At 62.4% G+C, this 20,128-nt stretch carries 18 protein-coding genes and 1 tRNA gene; 8 read left to right on the top strand and 11 right to left on the bottom strand.

The features are described 5' to 3' along the window. Positions 1–94: 94 nt before the first annotated feature. The 4 genes from argJ to AC1RKI_RS07080 all read left to right on the top strand — a co-directional run bounded on the left by argJ (position 95) and on the right by AC1RKI_RS07080 (position 4,803). Positions 95–1,321, top strand: coding sequence for a bifunctional glutamate N-acetyltransferase/amino-acid acetyltransferase ArgJ (gene argJ, locus AC1RKI_RS07095; RefSeq protein WP_492794372.1), 1,227 nt, complete (start codon positions 95–97; stop codon positions 1,319–1,321). Between the two features lie 39 nt (positions 1,322–1,360). Continuing rightward, positions 1,361–2,251, top strand: coding sequence for an ATP-binding protein (locus AC1RKI_RS07090; protein ID WP_061955295.1), 891 nt, complete (start codon positions 1,361–1,363; stop codon positions 2,249–2,251). 5 nt (positions 2,252–2,256) lie between these two features. After that, complete coding sequence (locus AC1RKI_RS07085; protein WP_061955297.1) at positions 2,257–2,703, top strand: NUDIX domain-containing protein; 447 nt, start codon at positions 2,257–2,259, stop codon at positions 2,701–2,703. A gap of 69 nt (positions 2,704–2,772) precedes the next feature. Continuing rightward, positions 2,773–4,803 (top strand): OPT family oligopeptide transporter, encoded by a 2,031-nt coding sequence (locus AC1RKI_RS07080; RefSeq protein WP_492794375.1) that lies wholly within the window; start codon positions 2,773–2,775, stop codon positions 4,801–4,803. A gap of 17 nt (positions 4,804–4,820) precedes the next feature. On the opposite strand, the gene AC1RKI_RS07075 is transcribed toward AC1RKI_RS07080, so the two are convergent. The 9 genes from AC1RKI_RS07075 to ltrA all read right to left on the bottom strand — a co-directional run bounded on the left by AC1RKI_RS07075 (position 4,821) and on the right by ltrA (position 13,975). Then, the gene (locus AC1RKI_RS07075) at positions 4,821–5,012 is read right to left on the bottom strand and encodes a DNA gyrase inhibitor YacG (protein ID WP_061955301.1); all 192 of its coding nucleotides are present in this window, start codon (positions 5,010–5,012) and stop codon (positions 4,821–4,823) included. A 5-nt stretch (positions 5,013–5,017) separates the two neighbouring features. Further along, positions 5,018–5,776, bottom strand: coding sequence for a cell division protein ZapD (gene zapD / locus AC1RKI_RS07070; protein ID WP_061955303.1), 759 nt, complete (start codon positions 5,774–5,776; stop codon positions 5,018–5,020). A gap of 251 nt (positions 5,777–6,027) precedes the next feature. Further along, positions 6,028–6,651: a dephospho-CoA kinase gene (gene coaE / locus AC1RKI_RS07065; RefSeq protein ID WP_492794377.1), complete on the bottom strand. Its 624-nt coding sequence runs from the start codon at positions 6,649–6,651 to the stop codon at positions 6,028–6,030. 51 nt (positions 6,652–6,702) lie between these two features. Then, a complete protein-coding gene (locus AC1RKI_RS07060) occupies positions 6,703–7,596 on the bottom strand; it encodes a prepilin peptidase (RefSeq protein WP_341249500.1) in 894 nt (297 codons plus the stop codon). An 18-nt stretch (positions 7,597–7,614) separates the two neighbouring features. Further along, a complete protein-coding gene (locus AC1RKI_RS07055; RefSeq protein WP_061955312.1) occupies positions 7,615–8,880 on the bottom strand; it encodes a type II secretion system F family protein in 1,266 nt (421 codons plus the stop codon). A gap of 27 nt (positions 8,881–8,907) precedes the next feature. Beyond that, a complete protein-coding gene (gene pilB, locus AC1RKI_RS07050; protein ID WP_061955314.1) occupies positions 8,908–10,632 on the bottom strand; it encodes a type IV-A pilus assembly ATPase PilB in 1,725 nt (574 codons plus the stop codon). Between the two features lie 366 nt (positions 10,633–10,998). Beyond that, positions 10,999–11,075: transfer RNA gene (locus AC1RKI_RS07045), tRNA-Pro, on the bottom strand. A 106-nt stretch (positions 11,076–11,181) separates the two neighbouring features. After that, positions 11,182–12,111, bottom strand: coding sequence for an octaprenyl diphosphate synthase (ispB, locus tag AC1RKI_RS07040; protein WP_061955316.1), 930 nt, complete (start codon positions 12,109–12,111; stop codon positions 11,182–11,184). 163 nt (positions 12,112–12,274) lie between these two features. After that, positions 12,275–13,975, bottom strand: a complete 1,701-nt coding sequence (ltrA, locus tag AC1RKI_RS07035) for a group II intron reverse transcriptase/maturase (protein WP_227458911.1) — start codon at positions 13,973–13,975, stop codon at positions 12,275–12,277. Between the two features lie 1,579 nt (positions 13,976–15,554). Here ltrA and rplU point away from each other — a divergent pair. From rplU to proB, 4 genes are all read left to right on the top strand, one after another. Beyond that, positions 15,555–15,866, top strand: coding sequence for a 50S ribosomal protein L21 (gene rplU / locus AC1RKI_RS07030; protein WP_008647259.1), 312 nt, complete (start codon positions 15,555–15,557; stop codon positions 15,864–15,866). 51 nt (positions 15,867–15,917) lie between these two features. Next, complete coding sequence (rpmA, locus tag AC1RKI_RS07025) at positions 15,918–16,178, top strand: 50S ribosomal protein L27 (protein ID WP_061955320.1); 261 nt, start codon at positions 15,918–15,920, stop codon at positions 16,176–16,178. A gap of 244 nt (positions 16,179–16,422) precedes the next feature. Further along, on the top strand, positions 16,423–17,523 hold the full coding sequence (gene obgE, locus AC1RKI_RS07020) for a GTPase ObgE (protein ID WP_150979520.1): 1,101 nt from the start codon (positions 16,423–16,425) through the stop codon (positions 17,521–17,523). Between the two features lie 57 nt (positions 17,524–17,580). Beyond that, positions 17,581–18,699 carry a glutamate 5-kinase gene (gene proB / locus AC1RKI_RS07015; RefSeq protein ID WP_061955324.1) on the top strand — a complete coding sequence of 373 codons (1,119 nt, stop codon included), beginning with the start codon at positions 17,581–17,583 and terminating at the stop codon, positions 18,697–18,699. A 76-nt stretch (positions 18,700–18,775) separates the two neighbouring features. Here proB and AC1RKI_RS07010 read toward each other — a convergent pair whose 3' ends face one another. Both AC1RKI_RS07010 and AC1RKI_RS07005 read right to left on the bottom strand, forming a co-directional pair. Continuing rightward, on the bottom strand, positions 18,776–19,351 hold the full coding sequence (locus tag AC1RKI_RS07010) for a CNP1-like family protein (RefSeq protein ID WP_061955326.1): 576 nt from the start codon (positions 19,349–19,351) through the stop codon (positions 18,776–18,778). After that, a complete protein-coding gene (locus tag AC1RKI_RS07005) occupies positions 19,344–20,039 on the bottom strand; it encodes an RNA pyrophosphohydrolase (protein ID WP_061955328.1) in 696 nt (231 codons plus the stop codon). The genes AC1RKI_RS07010 and AC1RKI_RS07005 overlap by 8 nt, the downstream gene beginning before the upstream one ends. Positions 20,040–20,128 lie beyond the last annotated feature (89 nt).

Below are 20,128 nucleotides of genomic sequence, written 5' to 3'. Positions count from 1 at the left end.
CTGATCATCGACCCCGTTACAAGGACATGCCCGCTCGACCCCTGTGTCAGCGGGCATCTTCGTCAGATGCGTCAGAAGAATTGAGGATACGAACATGCCCGTGAACCTTCCCCTTCCCCAGGCAGAAAACCTGAAAGCCGTCGCCGGCGTCGAACTTGGCTGGGCAGAGGGCGGTATTCGCAAGGCCAATCGGAAGGATGTGCTCGTGGTGCGTGTCGACCAAGGCAGCACCGTGGCCGGCGTTTTCACGCAGAACCGCTTCTGCGCCGCGCCGGTACAGGTGTGCCGCGAACACCTGGCCGCTGGCGCCGGGATCCGCGCGCTTGTGGTCAACACCGGTAACGCCAATGCCGGCACTGGCGAGCAAGGCCTTGCCGCGGCACGCGCCACGTGCGATGCCCTGGCCAAGCAGCTCGGCATCGCCGCCAACCAGGTGCTGCCGTTTTCCACCGGCGTGATTCTGGAACAACTGCCGGTGGACCGCCTGACCGCGGCGCTGCCCACGGCCATCGCCAATGCGCGCGCCGACAATTGGCTGGCCGCGGCTGAAGCGATCATGACCACCGACACGCAGCCGAAGGCAGCATCGCGCACGGTGCAGATCGACGGAAAGACCGTGACGATGTCGGGCATCAGCAAAGGCGCGGGAATGATTCGCCCGAACATGGCCACGATGCTCGGCTTTATCGCCATGGACGCGGCCGTGCCGCAGGCCGTGCTGCAGAAGCTGGTGGCGCATGCAGCGGATCATTCGTTCAACAGCATCACGATCGATGGCGATACGTCCACCAATGATTCGTTCGTGCTGATCGCCTCGGGCAAATCGGGCGCGCGCGTGGACAGCGCGGAAGGCCCCGCTTTCGAGGCGCTGCGCAACGCCGTCACCGACCTGGCGCAGGAGCTCGCGCAGATGATCGTGCGCGACGGCGAGGGCGCCACCAAGCTGATGACGATCCGCGTCGAAGGCGGCAAGGACGTCGCCGAGTGCCGCCAGATCGCATATGCAGTGGCGCATTCACCGCTGGTGAAGACCGCTTTCTACGCGTCGGACCCCAACCTCGGCCGCATTCTTGCGGCGATCGGCTATGCCGGCGTGAACGATCTCGACGTCAACCCCGTGAACATGTGGCTGGACGATGTCTGGGTAGCGCGGGATGGCGGCCGCAACCCCGACTATCGCGAAGAGGACGGCCAGCGCGTGATGAAGCAGGCCGAGATCACCGTACGGATCGCCCTGGGCCGGGGCAACGCCGACGCCACGGTATGGACGTGCGACCTGTCGCATGACTACGTGTCGATCAACGCCGACTACCGTTCGTAACATCGCCGCTTCACCGTCCGTTTTCTGAAGAATCGCCCCATGTCCGATCTCGCAGCACGTCTCGACAGCTTTCTTGCCCGTCTTGAACAATGGCTTCCGCCGGAATTGACCGATGCGGACTGGAAAGAGGCGGTAGCGTTCCGCTGGCGCAAGCGTCAAAGCCTGTTTGGCAATATTGGCTACCTGCAGGCGATTCGCCAGCTGCCGCCGATATACCTGAACGATCTGAAGAACATTGATCGCCAGAAGGATGCAATCGTCGCCAATACGCGCCAGTTCGTGGGCGGCCTCCCCGCCAACAATGTGCTGCTGACTGGCGCGCGCGGCACGGGCAAGTCGTCGCTGATCAAGGCGTGCCTGAACGAGTTCGTCAAGAATGGCCTGCGTCTGGTCGAGGTCGACAAGGACGACCTCGGAGATCTGGGCGATATCGTGGAAAGACTGGCGTCGCGTCCGGAACGGTTCGTGGTTTTCTGCGACGACCTGTCCTTCGAGGACGGCGAATCGGGCTACAAGTCGCTGAAGTCGGCGCTCGATGGCTCGGTGGCGGCGCAATCGGACAACGTCCTGATCTATGCCACGTCGAATCGCCGCCATTTGCTGCCCGAGTACATGAAGGACAACGAGACCTACCACCACACGTCCGATGGCGAGATCCATCCGGGAGAGGTGGTCGAGGAAAAAATCTCGCTGTCCGAGCGCTTCGGCCTGTGGTTGTCGTTCTACCCGCCCAAGCAGGACGAGTATCTGGCGATCGTGGGGCACTGGCTGGCGCACTTCGGTTGTACGCCGGCGGATGTCGAGGCGGCACGCGGCGACGCGCTGGTCTGGGCGCTGGAGCGCGGTTCGCGTTCGGGGCGGGTGGCCTGGCAGTTTGCCCGTGACTGGGGCGGCAAGCATGGCAAGCCGTTTCTCGCCGGCAAGGAATGATGGGCATGACGGATGTCGCAGTGGAAACCGTGACGACGGCCGACGGGCAGACGCGCAAGGTCACGGAAGTGGCGGTTGGCGTGATGATCCAGCCCGATGGCCGCTTCCTGCTGGCGCAGCGGCCGGCGGGCAAGCCCTATGAGGGCTACTGGGAATTTCCTGGCGGCAAGCTCGAGCCCGGCGAGAGCGTCGAGGCGGCCTTGGCGCGCGAACTCCACGAGGAACTGGGCCTGGACATCCTGCGCAGCGAACGCTGGCATATCCTTGAGCATGACTATCCGCACGCGTATGTGCGGCTGTATTTCTGCAAGATCACCGAGTGGCGCGGCGACCCGGTCGGCAGGGAGGGCCAGGCCTTTTCCTGGCAGGCGGTGCCGGTCGACGTCGGGCCGCTGCTGCCCGCGACGATTCCGGTCGTCGAATGGCTGGCGCAAGAGTCGCGCCCCGTCTGAAACTGCAACAAATAGTGCCCGGTCCCGACCGGGCTTTTTTTTACTTCGCAACACGAATCAGGAGGATCAATGCAACGTGTCGATCGTATCGATGACGCTGTTTCGCTGCCCGAACTGACGCTGCGCGGCATCATTCTCGGAGCCTTGATCACGGTGGTGTTCACCGCCTCGAACATTTACCTTGGTCTCAAGGTCGGGCTGACGTTCTCGTCGGCGATCCCGGCTGCTGTGATTTCGATGGCCGCGCTTCGCCTGTTTCCGGGGGCCAATATCCTCGAGAACAACATGGTGCAGACCCAGGCGTCGGCCGCGGGGACCCTGTCATCCATCATCTTTATCCTGCCAGGCCTGGTGATGCTCGGTCACTGGCAGGGATTCCCGTTCTGGCAAACGCTGGCGATCTGCGCCGCAGGCGGCATGCTCGGCGTGATCTTCAGCATTCCGTTACGCCACGCGATGGTGGTGCAAAGCGATCTGCCATACCCCGAAGGCGTAGCGGCCGCCGAAATCCTGCGAGTCGGCAGCGCCGGCACCGATGCTTCCGGCAAGAAGCAGGCGACCGGCCTGGCGGACTTGATGGCCGGCGGCCTGGCAGCGGGTTTGTTCAGTTTTGCCGCGGGCGGACTGCGCGTGCTCGCCGAAGGCGCGAACGCCTGGTTTGCCGTCGGCGCTTCGGTGGTGCGCCTGTCGATGGGATTTTCGCTCGCCCTGGTGGGAGCCGGCTATCTGGTAGGCATCGTCGGCGCCCTGGCAATGCTGCTTGGACTGGTCCTGACGTGGGGCATTGCAGTGCCATGGCTGACGGCGATCACGCCGATGCCGGCCGATGCGACCCTGCAGAGTTTCGGCACGTCGATCTGGAGTTCGCAAGCTCGCTTTATCGGTGCGGGCACCATCGGCATCGCGGCGATCTGGACGCTCGGCACGCTCTTCAAGCCCATGCTCGATGGCGTGCGCGCGTCGATGGGCGCCCTGCGCGGCAGCGCGGCGAGCGCGGGTGGTGAGGTGCCTCGCACGCAGCGGGACATGCCGGCGCGCTGGATTGGCGCGATCACGCTGGCACTGCTCGTGGTGATGGTCATCACGTTCGGGCATTTCCTCGCACCCGCGCCGCTCGATGGCGCTGCGCAATGGAAGTTGGTCGGTTGCGCGGTATTGTTCGCGTTTGCCTTCGGCTTTCTCGTCGCGGCGGCGTGCGGCTATATGGCGGGACTGGTCGGGTCGTCCGCCAGCCCGATTTCCGGGATCGGCATCATTGCGGTGATCCTCGTGTCGTTGCTGATTCTCGCGCTGGGCTCGCTCAACGGCCTGCTCGATACGCCTGCGGGCGGCAAGTTTGCTATTGCCCTGGCCATCTTCACCACGTCCGCGGTGGTGGCCGTGGCATCGATCGCCAACGACAACTTGCAGGACCTGAAGACCGGCTGGCTTGTCGGCGCCACGCCGTGGCGTCAGCAGGTTGCGTTGCTGATCGGCTGCGTGGTGGGCGCCGCGGTCATTCCGCCGGTGCTTGACCTGCTCTACAACGCCTATGGATTCGCGGGCGCATTGCCGCGCGCGGACATGGATCCCAACCAGGCGCTGGCTGCGCCGCAGGCGACGCTGATGACCGCGATCGCCACCGGCATTTTCACCCACAAGCTGAACTGGACGATGATCGTGATTGGCGTCGGCGTGGGCGTCGTGCTGATCGCGATCGACGAGATGTTGCGCCGTCGCGGCGGCGTGGCACGCCTGCCAGTGCTGGCCGTGGGGATCGGGATTTACCTGCCGCCGACGATCAGTTCCGCGCTGGTAGTCGGCGCGGTCCTGTCATGGTGGCTGAAACGGTCGGAGCGGCGACGGGCGCTGGCGCGCGGAGAAGAAGTCAAGACCGCGCTCGATCACGCCGAGAGAAGGGGCACGCTGCTGGCGTCGGGGCTGATCGTGGGGGAAAGCCTGGTCGGCGTCGCGCTGGCGGCCGCCATCGGCTTGTCGGGCAAGGAAGCGCCGCTGGCGCTGGTGGGTCCCAATTTTGGCGTGATGGCCCAGTGGCTGGGCCTCGCCGCATTCATCGTGGTTTGCCTGGCGTTCCGCCGTCGCGTTCTAGCGGCAAGGTAGGGCGGCAATACAGGAGGTCAGTCCTCTTCGTCCGCGGGCAGGTCCGGCGAGGGTGTTTCGCCGGGCTTGCCGCCGATGACATATTTTTCCGAAGCCCACGCGCCAAGGTCGATCTGTTTGCAGCGATCGGAGCAGAAAGGGCGGAACTTGTTCTCCTGCACCCAGGCAACATCCTTGCCGCAGGTGGGACATTTGACGACAGCTGGCATGGACTTCAGAAATTACAAAGCTTGAGCAGGAACGGAATGTCCGCATCGACCGAGCGCGGCCGCATGTCGCCGTCCTGCTGCGTGAAGCGCACCCAGAGCATGTACTTGTTGGCGCTCATCTCGGGGATGAATGCCAACAGCGACTCGTCCAGGTACACCTGCATCAGCTGATGGCTGCGGCCCGATAGCATTTGCTGGTAGCTGCCGCCGGTGGCGATGACCTTGCCGCTCTGGCCTGACTCGCGCAGCAGGCGTAGCACGATGGTCGCACCCATGCGCAGCGACGCCAGCGGGCGCGCCCATTTGAGGATGTCGGCACGCCGGTCCTCGGCCGGCCGGTGTTGCCATGCAAAATACGCAGGCAGATCGAACTCGCACGTCCCGCCGGGAATGATGGCGCGACTGCGGATGCTCGTCAGCCATTCATTGTCGGTCAGCAGTTGTCCGGCCTTGCCGACAGTCTGGTTCAGCGCCGCAATGCCCTGCTCGATTTCCGAAATGACGCTGGCCAGCGCATCCTGATCGATCTGCGGATTTGCGCGCAGCGGCGCCAACGCCTGGCGCTGACGCTCCAGCTCCTTGATCAGGTCGGTCTTCAGGTCGGCACGTCCCGCCACATCGATGATCTCGAAGATCGTCGTGATGGCAACGTGATGCTGGAGTGGATGTTCCTGCGCGAGGAAATAATCCAGCCGATCGAACAGATCCTCCAGGCGCAGGAGCGTCCTGATGCGTTCGTTGAAAGGATATTCGTACAGGATCAAGTCGGTGTCCGTGCTACGCGCCGATTGGCGGTTCGTTTCAGTCGGAGGCAAGGGGGGCCGTCCGCGGCGGGTTTCCTCGATGCATCGGCCAGCATCAGCGACATTCCCAGCAAGCCGCCCGCGCCGGAAACCGTCACACAACGTACTTTTGCCGGCATGTTTCAGCGCATTCTATGCGAGTCAGGGCGCGAGGACAAATCGAATTCTGTCCAAGCGGCGTTGGCGGGACGTGAGCGGCATCGTGCCATCGCCTAAACGCTGCCGGCGGCGCCGGACAGCCGTCGATAGGCGGCATCGAGCATGTCAACCTGGGGCGCCAATGCCTCCGGCGGCCCGTCGTTGTCGATCACATCGTCGGCCACCGCCAGCCGCTGCGCGCGAGACGCCTGTTTGCGCATGATTGCCTGAACCTGTTCGCGCGTGAACCCATTGCGCGCCATCACGCGCGATATTTGGGTTTCCTCACGGCAGTCCACCACCAGTACGCGGCCGACGCGCGTGCGCCACGTGCCGGATTCCACCAGCAGCGGCACGACGTAGATCAAGTATGGGTATGCGCCGGATTCTCGCAGCGCCGCCGCGTGCGCTTCGGTGAGCTGGCGGATCAAGGGATGCGTGATCGCTTCGAGCTTCGCTTTGGCCAGCGGATCCGAGAACACCAGAGCGCGCATGGCGTCGCGGTCCATGGCGCCGTCGGGGCGCAGGCATTGCGGGCCAAATGCATCCACCAGCGGAGCGATGGCGGCGCCGCCCGGCGCGGTAATCTCGTGCGCGAGCAGGTCCGTATCGATCAAGGCAGCGCCGCGTGCCGCCAACATGTCGGCAACGCGGGTCTTGCCGGAGCCGATGCCGCCGGTCAGGCCTATTTCCAGCATGGGAAAGAATTGTTCGTGTGGCGAATGCCGCCAACGATACCAGTTTTGAGACTATCGCCCGGCAACGAGGCCCAGCGGCAGCACGTCCGGGCCGAAAAACAGAATGATCAGGCCCGCACCGGCGATGTAAGGTCCAAACGGAAATGTCGTCTCGCTGCCCTTGCGCTGGAGCAGCAGCATCGCGCCGCCCAGCACCGCGCCCACGATCGACGACATCAGGATGAGCGCCGGTAACGCCTGCCATCCAAACCATGCCCCGAGCGCACCCATCAGCTTGAAATCGCCGTAGCCCATGCCTTCGCGGCCGCGGATCAGCTTGTACAGCCAATAGACGCTCCATAGCGACAGATAGCCTGCCGCCGCGCCGATCACGGCGTCCTGCAGCGGCACGAACCATCCCTGCAGGTTGAGCAGCAGGCCAAGCCACAGCAGAGGCAGCGTGATCTGGTCCGGCAGCAGCTGCGTGTCGGCGTCGATCATGAACGCCGCGATGAGCGCCCAGATCATTACGATGGCCGCCAGCGCCTGGACGGTCGGACCGAAATGCCACATCGCCAGCGCGCTGAGCACGCCGCTGACCGCTTCTACCAGCGGATAGCGGATGCTGATCGGCGCCTTGCAAGCCGAACACCTGCCGCGCAGGAATACGTAGCTGACGATCGGAATGTTCTCCCACGCGGCGATCTGGTGACCACAATGCGGGCAAGCGGAGCGCGGCGCCATGAGGTTGTAGCGCGCCGGATGCGGCAACGGTTCGCCGCGTACTTCGGCGATGTAGTTGGCCTCGTCGAAGTCCATCATCCGGGGCAGGCGATGAATCACCACGTTGAGAAAGCTGCCCACAATCAGGCCGACCGCCCCGGCCATTCCGATCAGCATCGCCGGCGGCAGCGCGGCCAGCGACGCCAGCGTGACGGCGCCGCCTGCGCCAAATACAGATTCCATGCTTGAAAGCTTCCGACGTTAAACCACCTGGCCCAGCTTGAAGATCGGCAGATACATGGCCACCACCATGCCGCCGATCAGCACGCCAAGAATGACGATGATCAGCGGCTCGATCAGGCTGGAAATGGCGGCCACGGCGTCGTCGACTTCGCGCTCGTAAAACTCGGCCACCTTGAGCAGCATGTTGTCGAGCGCGCCAGATTCCTCACCAATTTGTGTCATCTGCAGCACCATGTTGTCGAACACGTGCGTGGCCTGCATGGCGTTGGTCAGGCTGGTGCCGATGCGCACCGACTGTTCGATCTCGCGCGTGGCGTCGTAGTACAGCCAGTTGCCCGCGGCGCCCGCCACGGACTCCATCGATTCCACCAGCGGCGTGCCGGCGGCGAACATCGTGGCCAGCGTGCGCGTCCAGCGGGCAATCACGGCCTTGCGGAACAGGCTGCCAAAGATCGGCATCCTGAGCAGCGCCTTGTCATGCCAGCGCTGCACCTTTTCCGATTTTCTGCGCGCGTGGATGTAGCCGATGATGGAGAAGATCGGCACGCCAATGATCAGATACCAGTGGTCGACAAAGAAGTCGGACATGCCGATGACCATCTGGGTGGGCGCGGGCAGCGCGGCGCCGAAGCTTGAGAACACCCCCTTGAAGGCCGGGATCACGAAGATCATCAACACCACGGTCACGGCAAAGGCCACGGTCAGCACCGCGATCGGATAGATCATCGCGGACTTGATCTGGCTCTTCAGCGCGATGCTCTTTTCCATGTAGAGCGAAAGGCGTTCCAGCAGGGCGTCGAGAATACCGCCCTGTTCGCCGGCGTCGATGAGATTGCAATAGAGCGTGTCGAAGTAGCGCGGATGGCGGCGGAACGCCGTGGCCATGCTGCTACCGGCTTCGATGTCGAAGCGGATGATGTTGAGCAACTGCGTGAAATTCGGGTTGGCGTGGCCGCGCGCGATGATGTCGATGGACTGCAGCAGCGGAATGCCGGCCTTGAGCATTGTCGACAGCTGGCGCGTGAAGTACGCGATGTCCTTTTCGGTGATCTTCTTGCCGCGCGCCGCCTTGCGCTTTTTCATCTTGACGACGGTCAGCCCCTGCTTGCGCAGGGTGGCCGTGACTTCGGCCTGGCTCTCGGCCCGCTGCTCGCCCTTGAAGGACTTGCCTTTGCGGTCCTTGGCTTCCCATTCAAAGATGTATTGCGTGGGCGCCTTCTGCCCCGATTTGGCCCGCGACGGCGCTGCCGTCCGGGCGCTCGCCGCTGGTGCGCGCGTCGCCATGATGTTGACCCCCGACTAACTATTGTTTTACGTGTTTGTGGTCGCCAGCACTTCTTCGAGTGACGTGACGCCCTGCTTGACCTTCTTGAGTCCAGCTTCCCGCAACGATAGCACGCCCTCCCGACGGGCTTGTTCGGCTATCTGCAGTGCCGTGCCGTGCGACAGAATGATCTGCTGCATCGGCTCCGAAATCGGCATCACCTGATAAATGCCGCAACGTCCCTTGTATCCGCTGCCGTTGCAGCGCTCGCAGCCGACCGGATGGTAAGGCTGCCAGCTGCCGTCGATGTCGGCCTCCGAGAAGCCGGCGTCGATCAGCACCTGCGGCGCCAGCTCGCCGGGCCGCTTGCACGTGCACAGCCTGCGCGCCAGCCGCTGTGCGGTGATCATCAGCACCGACGAGGCGATATTGAACGGCGCCACGCCCATGTTCATCAGCCGCGTCAGCGTGGTCGGCGCATCGTTGGTGTGCAGTGTGGACAGCACGAGGTGGCCCGTCTGCGCCGCCTTGATCGAGATGTCGGCCGTTTCCAGATCGCGGATTTCGCCCACCATGATGATGTCCGGATCCTGGCGCAGGAAAGACTTCAGCGCTGCCGCAAAGGTCAGGCCGGCCTTGTCGTTGACGTTGACCTGATTGATGCCCGGCAACTGGATTTCCGCCGGATCCTCGGCCGTGGAAATATTGATGTCGCCCTGATTCAGCATGTTCAGGAACGTATAGAGCGATACGGTCTTGCCGCTACCGGTCGGGCCGGTGACCAGCACCATCCCGTACGGCCGCTTGATCACGTCGAGCAGCAACTGCTTCTGTTCGGGCTCGTAGCCGAGCTGGTCGATGTCGAGCTTGTCGGATGACGAATCGAGAATCCGCATCACGATTTTTTCGCCGAACAGCGTAGGCAGTGTCGACACGCGGAAGTCGATCGCCTTGTCGACCGTTTCCTTGCTGTCCTTTTCCTTCGGCACAGAGATCAGAAGCTTCATCCGGCCGTCTTGCGGCACGCGCTTTTCGGAAATATCGAGCCGCGACAGTACCTTGATGCGCGTGGCGATCTTGTCGCGGATATCGAGCGGCGGCCGCGCAACCTCCTGCAGCACGCCGTCGACGCGGAAACGCACGCGATAGAAGAATTCGAATGGTTCGAAGTGCAGGTCCGATGCGCCGCGATGGAAGGCTTCGGTCAGCAGCTTCTGCAGGAAGCGCACCACGGGCGCATCGTCGATGTCGTTGGACGGGCCCTTGCGCGCGCTTGCCGCGGCCGCTGTCGGGTCGTACTCGATCATCTTCTGCACCGTGGGCGTAACGGGCGAGATGTTCTTGAGCGTGCCGACGGATTCGCCAGCCGCGCGCACGTGCTTCATCAGCTTGTCGTGCTCGACGACGACGGTTTCCACCGGCAGGTTGAACTTCTGGCGGATCGCGTCGATGCCGGTTTGATTCGCCGGGTCAGACATCGCTACGATCAGCCGGTTTTCGCGCCGGCCCAGCGGCAGCAGGCGATGGGCGTGGAACTCCCGATTACCGGCCAGCGCCGGCGGCACGCGATTAAGGTTGTATTGCGACAGGTCCAGCAGCGGCAACTGATACTTGTCCGCGGCAAAGATCGCGACGTCATGAGCCGACATCGTGCCGGTGCCGATGATTTCATCGATCAACTGCGTTTTCTTTTCCCGTGCCGACTGCTCCAGCTGAGCTAGCAGCGCTGGCGCGATCCGCCGGCTCTGGGCAAGCGCAAGGCCTAGTGTCATGGCGAAATACTGTGCAAGTTGCGCTCGCTCGGCCCTGAAACCAGCAAGGCGGGCGGCGCGGTTGACTGCGGCGGGATCGAGCGGGGCGAGGGTCCCGGATCGGGGCAGTTTGCAGCCGGGGTCACTTTTTGTAAAGCCGGCCCGCGCGCGCGTTGGCGTTTGCGCGACACGGCTGCAACCCTACTTGCGCGGGGCAAAAAAACGGAGGCGGGAGCAAGGCGGGGCGGAGCGCCCGGCCGCGGCGGACAGCGCTGCGCGCGAAGGCAGCCAAAGGCGGGATCGGGCAGCAAATGCAAAAAAGCCGCACATTGCTGCGCGGCTTTTCTGTTGATGCTTGGGATGACCGGCGTGCCGATCATCGAAATCTGGTCGGGGTGAGAGGATTCGAACCTCCGGCCTCTACGTCCCGAACGTAGCGCTCTACCAGGCTAAGCTACACCCCGATTTCGTTTGCCGTGCAACTTGCGTCGCGAGCAGCAAAGAACAAAATTCTAGCAGCGTTTTTTGCGGATGGGAAGTGAAAAGCCAAAGAAAAGGCGTCACCGATCTTTAGCTCTGGCGTTGCAGCGAATAGGCGCAGAGTTCCACCAGGGTCGTCTTGAGGTCCGAATCGGGAAATTGCCGTGCGGCTTTTTCCGCGGCTTCGGCTTCGCGCTGGGCGGCCGCGAACGTTACCTCGAGCGCGCCGCTGGCGTGGATCGCGGAGAAAACGGCGTCGAAATGTTCGGTGCCGCCTTGCACGATCGCGTCGCGCGCCAATTCACGCTGCTCGCGGGTGCCGTGTTCCAGCAAGTGCAGCAGCGGCAGCGTGGGCTTGCCCTCGCGCAGGTCGTCGCCAGCGTTCTTGCCCATCTGTTCCGCACTGGCCGTGTAGTCGAGCATGTCGTCAATCAACTGGAACGCGGTGCCGATGCGGCGCCCGTATTCGGCGGCGGCTTCTTCCATTTCCGCGTCCGCGCCGGCCAGCACGGCGCCGAGTTGTGACGATGCCTCGAACAACTTGGCGGTCTTGTAGCGGATGACCTGGAGGTATCGTTCGACCGTCACATCGGGGTCGTGCATGTTCAGCAACTGCAGCACTTCGCCTTCGGCGATCACATTGGTGGCGTTGGAGAGAATCTCCATGATCCGCATGCTGCCGGCTTCCACCATCATCTGGAAAGCGCGCGAATAGAGGAAATCGCCCACCAGCACGCTGGCCGCATTGCCGAATACCGCGTTGGCGGTCTCGCGGCCGCGACGCAGCTCGGATTCGTCCACTACATCGTCATGCAGCAGCGTGGCGGTGTGGATGAATTCCACGACGGCGGCCAGTTCGTGGTGGCGGTGGCCCTCATAGCCGAACGCGCGCGCGGACAGCAGCAGGATGACCGGGCGCAGGCGCTTGCCGCCCGCGCCGATGATGTATTCGCCGATCTGTTCGATCAGCGGAACCTCCGACGACAGGCGTCGGCGGATAACGGCGTCAACGGCGCGCATGTCGGCAGCGACCGGGGCAAGCAAGGCAGTGGCGGAAGACTGGGACAAGATGAGATCACCGTTTCGGGAGGGTAGGAGGAGCCCATTGCTAGACCCCTCCCCCCTAAGAACCGTACGTGCGAGTTTCCCCGCATACGGCTCAAGCCTCTACAAAATGTATGAGTTATTCAAACACCGGCTTCACTGCGACTCTTCCGTAGTGATGAACCTGGACATGGCAGTCGGGATGTACCAGTACACGATTGCTTAGAGCGTCGGACCCACCTACTACTCGGGGTTCGATGTGATGGTCATGCCACCCGGTCTCTTTGCTTATCGCGCTGTGACACACCGCGCACAAGCCTCGCTGGGACATGAACAGCTTTGCCCACTGCTTCCGGTACGCCATGCTTTCTGCCATGCGTTCCTGTCGCAGCGTTTCGCCATACATTTCCTGCGCTGGGTCGAAAGGGTTGTAGTCCCCCCGCACCTTCTTGTGCCTCCGGATTGGCGTACTCGGGATCGAATACAGTCCTTTCCAGTAGCGTTCGCCAGCCTTGTTCACTTCCGTGGAACCGAACACCCAATTCCGATCATCGATTGATGCGAAATATTTCTTTCGCACCCAGTCAACTTTCTTTCTTCGATGTCGCCGTTTTGCCCACCGCCACAGAGCCCTAAAAATCAGGTGCTCCATTCTGGTGAACGTCGCCTTCGCAACCACTGGGCTGTGATACTGCGCCCAGCCCCTAAGCATCGGGTTCAGCGTTTGGACCAGGTCCGCCTGCTTTCGCCCGCTGTGAGTACTGATGACCTCCTTCACCTTGCAATAAAACGTTTGTGCGTTCTTCTTGCTCGGTTTGATGAGCAGGGTTCCCGAGTACTTCCGGAAATTCCACCCAAGGAAGTCAAAGCCTTCAGCGATGTTGACGATTCGCGTTTTCTCCGTGGACAGCGAAAGCCCCCTTGTTGCTAGGAACTGTTCCACCCACGGCTTCACTTCGTTTTCTAGAACTTCCGGCGTGTAGCCGGTGATCACGAAGTCATCCGCATATCGTACGACATTCACTTTCAACTTCTTAGTGTTGGTTACTCCCAGCTTTGCCCGTAGGGACTCGACCAGTTGTTGTTCCAACCCATTCAGTGCCACGTTAGCCAAGGTCGGGGAAATGATGCCCCCCTGTGGTGTTCCAGCGTCGGTCGCCTGAAACTGGCCTTGAAATACCACGCCAGCTTTCAGCCACTTCCGCAGGATTGCTTTGTCCATAGGGACATTGCGTTCCAGCCAGTCGTGGCTGATATGGTCGAAACACCCTTTGATATCCGCTTCTAGGATCCATTGGGCCGAAGCCTTTCTGGATAAGTTGACGAATAGCTGGGACATGGCATCCGCCGTGGATCGATTGATCCGGAACCCATAGGAGTTCGGATCGCTCGTCCCTTCGGACACTGGTTCCAGCGCCAGCAGATACAACGCCTGCATGGCTCTGTCCAACATGGTCGGAATACCCAGAGGGCGTTCCTTCCCGTTGGCTTTGGGGATAAAGACCCGCCGTAATGGCATGGGCCGATACCCCCGGCGCTTCAACCGCCCAATGGCTTCCCATCGGACCTCAGGCGATTTCCACTTTTCGCGGTCGACTCCTGCCGTCCGCGCACCTTGGTTCATCGCCACTCGCCTTACCGCCGATGCTTTGGCGGAAAACGAGCGGGTCAGGGATCGTTGCAAGGCTTTCACCCTGCGCCAGTCCCTTTCCTGTGTTGCCTTCGCAATTCGAATCTGCATTGCCCGAACATTCCGATCGACGCGGCGCCAATTGATGTCGCCCCATCGTTGCGGGATGCCGGAGGGCGCAGATTCATCCTCTCGGATCAATGCTTCCATGCTGCTCTCCTATCTTGAGGACTTCCCCAAACAGCAGAGACAACATGCCCCCTTGGGGGCATGTCACCCCCCAAGGGAAGAAAATTAAACAAGCGAGTTCAGTCAGCCGCCTTGCGACGAAAGACCAGTTGGAAGTCTGCTCGCTTTCGCGTGGGATGATGTTTCAACCCCTATCCGGACCATTACAGCCTGGCGTTCGCTTTCTCCAACCTCCCATACCCGCACAGCCAACAGCGTTCCTTACGGTTCGCCTGCCTGAGTCAAACTGCACTCCGGCAGCCATACGGGCTTACCACGTTCCCTGCGCATTACACGACTGGGTTAGGGCCTGCCTCTCCGCCGGTGGTCATACTAGCGACGTGTCCCGAGTTTTGAGCGGGGCATCCGACCACGTACCTTTTGGTTAGTGCCTATCAGCAGCTTTGGCACCGCAATCCTTACGACGTTTATCAGCAGTTCACTGCGTTACCCATACCAGCCAGCCCGCACCTCGACCCCTTTGCTGCTTGGAGCCTTTACATCCCCGCCTCACGGCATGGACGCACCCTTACGGGGGCAGCGTTGTCAGAAGAGCTTCACACCCCACCGTTACCAGTGACGCATGTCTCCCTAGGCTACTGCTAGTCGCATAGCAGGTTCTCTATCGAGGCACCCTCGCGGGTGTATTCGACCGAACCATAACGCGCAGAGCTATACGCTCCGGGAAACCTCACTTCATTACTTCAGTGCCTCCGTGCTGGCAGGCGCTTGACAACAGACGGGCTCTTACGAGCGCATGGCCTGTGTCCCAAAGAACGTAGCGCCGACCCTATTGGGTCGGTTTAAATGCTATGTAGCGAACACGCAGCGAAACTGCCGCTGCATGTCCACCCGCACCCTCCGGGGAGAGCGCGTACTGCAAAGACACCTGCCCAAAGGCAAGCGTCCCCGCCTTTGGGCAATGGCTGGAAATCCATCCAGCAAATAGCAAGCTGCGAGTTAGCCGATACGCTGGCCTTCCCGCAACACATGGACTCGCTCCAACCTTGCGGCTGGGCTTGTCAAAGCAAGAAATGGTTGAGATTGGACGGTTCAGGCCGAGGCTTTCCCCTTGTCTCAACGGAAGGTCGATGCTCCTTACGTTGGAGCTACCCGGACACGAGTGTGCGTGTCGCACCAAAACCGGAGGATTATATGCGATGCGCGTGAGGCCATGACGGTCCATGCGCCGCATTGGAAGGGTTTATCGGCCGTCTCACGCGGTAGCAGCCGCCTCTATAATCCCGTCATGAACAAACAAAGGGTGACTCGACGGCCTGTCCGCCGCTCCGCCTGGTGGGTGGCGTTTGCTGCGCTTGCCGGGTTCCTGCTGGCCGACTTGACCTGACACATCGCGCCACGAAGTGCGCAGTCCGCCGCAGCATGCGCCGCGGCGACGTATCTTATTGTTTTCTTTGCGCTTTTCTTTGAACCGGTCTATAATCGCCGGTTCCTTCGGTCGCGCTCACGCGCGCACCGTCTGCGGCGCACGAAACGGCGCCGGCTCCGGAAGGTCTCGGAGCAGCATTCAACGTTTCACTCAACATCGAGAGGTTCGACAATGTACGCGGTCGTAAAAACCGGCGGCAAGCAATACAAGGTTGCTGCTGGCGAAAAACTGAAAGTAGAACAGATACCGGCTGACATTGGCGCAGAAATCACGCTGGACCAGGTGCTCGCAGTGGGCGCTGGCGACCAAATCAAATTTGGTACGCCGCTGGTGAGCGGGGCTTCCGTCAAGGCTACCGTTATCGCCCAAGGTCGTCACGACAAGGTGAAGATCTTCAAGATGCGCCGTCGCAAGCACTACCAGAAGCGTCAGGGCCATCGTCAGAATTACACCGAACTGCGCATCGAAGCCATCGTGGCCTGAGCTGGCGCTCAACCACAGGCAACATCGCAATAGGTCAACTGGAGTTAAGACATGGCACAGAAAAAAGGCGGCGGTTCTACGCGGAACGGCCGTGATTCGGAATCGAAGCGTCTGGGTGTGAAGGTGTACGGTGGCCAGGCCATCAACGCCGGCGGCATCATCGTTCGTCAACGCGGCACGCGCGTGCACGCCGGTGACAACGTGGGTATCGGCAAGGACCACACCCTGTTCGCGCTGGTGGACGGCCACGTGCAGTTCGCCGTCAAGGGCGCTGCCAAGAAGCAGCAAGTCAGCGTCGTCCCGGCGGCCTGATAACAGCCTTTGCAGCACGAAGGCCCCGCATCGCATGCGGGGCTTTTTGTTTTCCGGCGCCCAGAAGCGCCAGTCAAACGCTTCTGGCGTCGTGGTGCGGCCTTGCCGTACCATTTGCTCTGTCTGCCGCCATGCAGACGGCCCGTGCGCGGGCCGAAACCTTGCCGCGCGCTTGCCGGCACCGCTTCGCTTCGTTATGTCGACGTTTCCGGAGCGGGAGTCTGACCCACCACGGAAAACCAACATGAAGTTCATTGACGAAGCCCGTATCGAAGCGATCGCCGGCAATGGCGGTAACGGAAGCGCTTCGTTTCGGCGCGAGAAATTTGTGCCCTTCGGTGGCCCCGATGGCGGCGACGGCGGCCGCGGCGGCAGCGTGTTCGCGCAGGCCGACCGGAATATCAATACGCTGATCGACTTCCGCTACGCCAAGAAGCACGTGGCCAAGAACGGCGAAAACGGCCGCGGCTCCGACTGCTATGGCGCGGCCGGCGAAGACATCACGCTGCGCATGCCGGTGGGCACGCTGATCACCGACATGGATTCCGGCGAGGTCATTGCCGATCTGACCGAGCATGGCCAGATCGTGTGCCTGGCCGAGGGCGGCATGGGCGGCTGGGGCAACCTGCATTTCAAGTCGAGCACCAACCGCGCGCCGCGCCAGCAGGTCGACGGTAAGCCCGGCGAGCGCCGCATGCTCAAGCTGGAACTGAAGGTGCTGGCCGACGTCGGTCTGCTGGGCATGCCGAATGCCGGCAAGTCGACGTTCATCTCGCATATTTCTAACGCCCGGCCGAAAGTTGCCGATTACCCGTTCACCACGCTGCACCCGAACCTGGGCGTGGTGCGCGTCGACCACGAACAATCGTTCGTGGTGGCCGACATTCCCGGCCTGATCGAAGGCGCGGCCGAAGGCGCCGGGCTGGGACATCAGTTCCTGCGCCATCTGCAGCGCACCGGCCTGCTGCTGCATATCGTCGACATCGCGCCGTTCGATGAAACCGTCGATCCCGTGGCCGAAGCCAAGGCGATCGTCAACGAACTGAAGAAGTACGACGAAACGCTCTATCACAAGCCGCGCTGGCTGGTGCTGAACAAGCTGGACATGGTGCCGGACGAAGAGCGTGCCACGCGGGTCAAGGACTTCATCAAGCGTTACAAGTGGAAGGGCCCGGTGTTCCATATTTCGGCACTGACCGGCGAAGGCTGCCGCGAGCTGATCTATGCGATCAAGGACCATCTGGCGGCGCTCAAGGCCGAAGAGGCCGCGGCCTTGGCCGAGCCCGACATCCGCCTGGACGACCGCCTGCATAACGTCGAACGCGGCGACGGCAGCGAAGCCTAAAGCCCGCACGCATCGCCACAACCATAACAATCCGTTCCCCGAGACAGGAAATTCGTCATGCAATCGGTCATCGCCCAGGCAAAACGTATCGTCGTCAAGGTGGGTTCGAGCCTGGTTACCAACGACGGCAAGGGCTTGGACCACGACGCCATCGCGCGCTGGGCGGCGCAGATCGCCAAGCTGCGCGGCGCCGGCAAGGAAGTGGTGCTGGTCAGCTCGGGAGCGATTGCCGAAGGCATGCAGCGTCTGGGATGGGCGCGTCGTCCGAAAGAAATCCACGAGTTGCAGGCGGCGGCGGCGGTGGGGCAGATGGGACTGGCGCAGGTCTATGAGAGCCAGTTCGGCCGCTACGGCATTCGTACCGCGCAGGTGCTGCTGACCCACGCCGACCTGGCCGACCGCGAGCGCTACCTGAACGCGCGCTCCACGTTGCTGACGCTGTTGTCGCTGGGCGTCGTGCCGATCATCAATGAAAACGACACGGTCGTGACCGACGAAATCAAATTCGGCGATAACGACACGCTCGGCGCGCTGGTCACCAATCTGATCGAGGGCGATGTCCTGGTGATCCTGACCGATCAGCAGGGCCTCTACACCGCCGATCCCCGCAAGGACCCGAACGCCACGTTTGTCCACGAGGCGCTGGCCGGTACACCGGAGCTCGAGGCCATGGCCGGCGGCGCCGGTACGTCGATCGGGCGCGGCGGCATGCTGACCAAAATCCTGGCGGCCAAGCGCGCGGCGAAGTCCGGCGCGCATACGACCATCGCATCGGGGCGGGAGCCCGATGTGCTGGGCCGGCTGGCCAACGGCGAGGGCATCGGCACGCAACTGCTGGCGCCGACCGGGCGGCTCACCGCGCGCAAGCAATGGATGGCGGACCACCTGCAGCTGCGCGGCCGCGTGGTGATCGATGCCGGCGCGGTCGAGAAGCTGACCAGCGGCGGCAAGTCGCTCCTGCCGATCGGCGTGACAGAGGTGCAGGGCGAGTTCGCGCGCGGCGAAGTGATCGCCTGCGTGGATGGCGCCGGCCGGGAGGTCGCGCGTGGCATCACCAACTATTCCAGCGCGGAAGCGCGCCTGATCGCTCGTAAGCCATCGTCGGAAATTGAATCGGTGCTTGGCCACCTGAACGAGCCGGAACTGATTCATCGCGACAATCTCGTGCTGGTCTGAGCGCGCCGAGGCGACCAAACAAAAAGGCGAGTCCCGTAACAGGCCTCGCCTTTTTTCGTCTGCGGACGCCGCCGGATCAGTGGCTCGGCGCGTAGGCCTTCAGATCGCGGATCAGCTTTTCCGGCTTGCCCGCAACGGTGCGGCCTTCGCAGAAATAGTCCGTCGCCAGGGTGGCCGCATAGGCATTGCGGGACCGCGTCTCCATGCGGCGCCACAGGTCACGGTCCTCGCCGAGATTCGGCACCCAGGCCGTCGCGCCCTTCGGCAGCGTGGCGTAGATGCGCCGCTCGAATGCGTCGCAGCGCATGCCTTCGTAGGTCACGTTGCGTCCACCGCCAGCACTGGTGATCACGACTGTGTAGCGCACGACTCTGTCTGCGCCGACCGAAATCGACTTGGGATCCACTGCGAAACGGAAACTGTCGGATCCATTGACCGTGAATGGGATCAGGTCCTCGTCGCGCGGCAGCGCGGGCAAGGTGAACTCGTTTTCCTTGAACGGCTTGTCCTCGAAGGGATTGATCCAGGCGCTATCGGCCTGCTGTTCTTCCTCGGGCATGCCCTTGCCGGTGGTCTTGCAGCCGGCCAGGGCCAGGCAGGCCATGGCCAACAACAGGCCGGCGCGAATGCCCCGGCCGCTGAAACTAGTCATCGGAACTCCGTGAGGTGGTTGCCGGCGTGGCCGGCGATACGGGTGCTGCGGCCGCTACATCCTGCGCGGCCCCCTGAATGGTAGCCGATGCCGTGACCGTCACGCTCACCGTGGTCGACGCCACCGCCGCCACCGCCGGCGCGCGGGCCTGTCGGCCGCCGTCGCCGTGTCGTCCATGGCCGCCGTGATGCCCGTACGGGCTCAGTGGCGCGCGCCCGCGATGCAGGAAGCGCGACAACTCCGTCAGCGCCAACTGGTACACCTCGCGCTTGAATTCGATCACCGCGTCCAGCGGCACCCAGTAATCGCTCCAGCGCCACGCGTCGAATTCAGGATGATCGGTCGCGCGCAGGTGGATGTCGCAATCGCGGCAGACCATGCGCAGCAAAAACCAGATCTGTTTCTGGCCCCTATAGTGGCCGCGGATCTCGCGGCGGATGAACTTGTCCGGCACCTCATAACGCAACCAGTCGCGCGTGCGACCGACGATCCTGACGTGCTCCGGAAGCAGGCCGACCTCTTCATGCAGCTCGCGGTACATGGCCTGTTCCGGCGTTTCGCCGTACTTGATGCCACCTTGCGGGAACTGCCAGGAGTGTTCGCCGATTCGCTTGCCCCAGAAAACCTCGTTACGTGCGTTGATGAGGATGATGCCGACGTTCGGGCGAAAGCCTTCACGATCGAGCATGACTGCACCTCGAATCCTTTAGAATTACGTCGATTATAAAGGATGCGCGCGCGACGGCCTGACACCGGGGATGCTGGTTTTCCCCGACG

It is taken from the genome of Cupriavidus sp. GW822-FHT06G04 (genome assembly GCF_058799075.1).
Note: the sequence above shows the minus strand (reverse complement) of the source record. Positions and strands in the feature narration are given on the sequence as shown.

Bases quoted from the DNA above. Each gene is read 5' to 3' on its own strand.
- argJ (WP_492794372.1), top strand. From the start codon at position 95: ATGCCCGTGAACCTTCCCCTTCCCCAGGCAGAAAACCTGAAAGCCGTC.
- AC1RKI_RS07090 (WP_061955295.1), top strand. From the start codon at position 1,361: ATGTCCGATCTCGCAGCACGTCTCGACAGCTTTCTTGCCCGTCTTGAA.
- AC1RKI_RS07085 (WP_061955297.1), top strand. From the start codon at position 2,257: ATGACGGATGTCGCAGTGGAAACCGTGACGACGGCCGACGGGCAGACG.
- AC1RKI_RS07080 (WP_492794375.1), top strand. From the start codon at position 2,773: ATGCAACGTGTCGATCGTATCGATGACGCTGTTTCGCTGCCCGAACTG.
- AC1RKI_RS07075 (WP_061955301.1), bottom strand. From the start codon at position 5,012: ATGCCAGCTGTCGTCAAATGTCCCACCTGCGGCAAGGATGTTGCCTGG.
- coaE (WP_492794377.1), bottom strand. From the start codon at position 6,651: ATGCTGGAAATAGGCCTGACCGGCGGCATCGGCTCCGGCAAGACCCGC.
- AC1RKI_RS07060 (WP_341249500.1), bottom strand. From the start codon at position 7,596: ATGGAATCTGTATTTGGCGCAGGCGGCGCCGTCACGCTGGCGTCGCTG.
- AC1RKI_RS07055 (WP_061955312.1), bottom strand. From the start codon at position 8,880: ATGGCGACGCGCGCACCAGCGGCGAGCGCCCGGACGGCAGCGCCGTCG.
- pilB (WP_061955314.1), bottom strand. From the start codon at position 10,632: ATGACACTAGGCCTTGCGCTTGCCCAGAGCCGGCGGATCGCGCCAGCG.
- ispB (WP_061955316.1), bottom strand. From the start codon at position 12,111: ATGCGCGCCGTTGACGCCGTTATCCGCCGACGCCTGTCGTCGGAGGTT.
- ltrA (WP_227458911.1), bottom strand. From the start codon at position 13,975: ATGGAAGCATTGATCCGAGAGGATGAATCTGCGCCCTCCGGCATCCCG.
- rplU (WP_008647259.1), top strand. From the start codon at position 15,555: ATGTACGCGGTCGTAAAAACCGGCGGCAAGCAATACAAGGTTGCTGCT.
- rpmA (WP_061955320.1), top strand. From the start codon at position 15,918: ATGGCACAGAAAAAAGGCGGCGGTTCTACGCGGAACGGCCGTGATTCG.
- obgE (WP_150979520.1), top strand. From the start codon at position 16,423: ATGAAGTTCATTGACGAAGCCCGTATCGAAGCGATCGCCGGCAATGGC.
- proB (WP_061955324.1), top strand. From the start codon at position 17,581: ATGCAATCGGTCATCGCCCAGGCAAAACGTATCGTCGTCAAGGTGGGT.
- AC1RKI_RS07010 (WP_061955326.1), bottom strand. From the start codon at position 19,351: ATGACTAGTTTCAGCGGCCGGGGCATTCGCGCCGGCCTGTTGTTGGCC.
- AC1RKI_RS07005 (WP_061955328.1), bottom strand. From the start codon at position 20,039: ATGCTCGATCGTGAAGGCTTTCGCCCGAACGTCGGCATCATCCTCATC.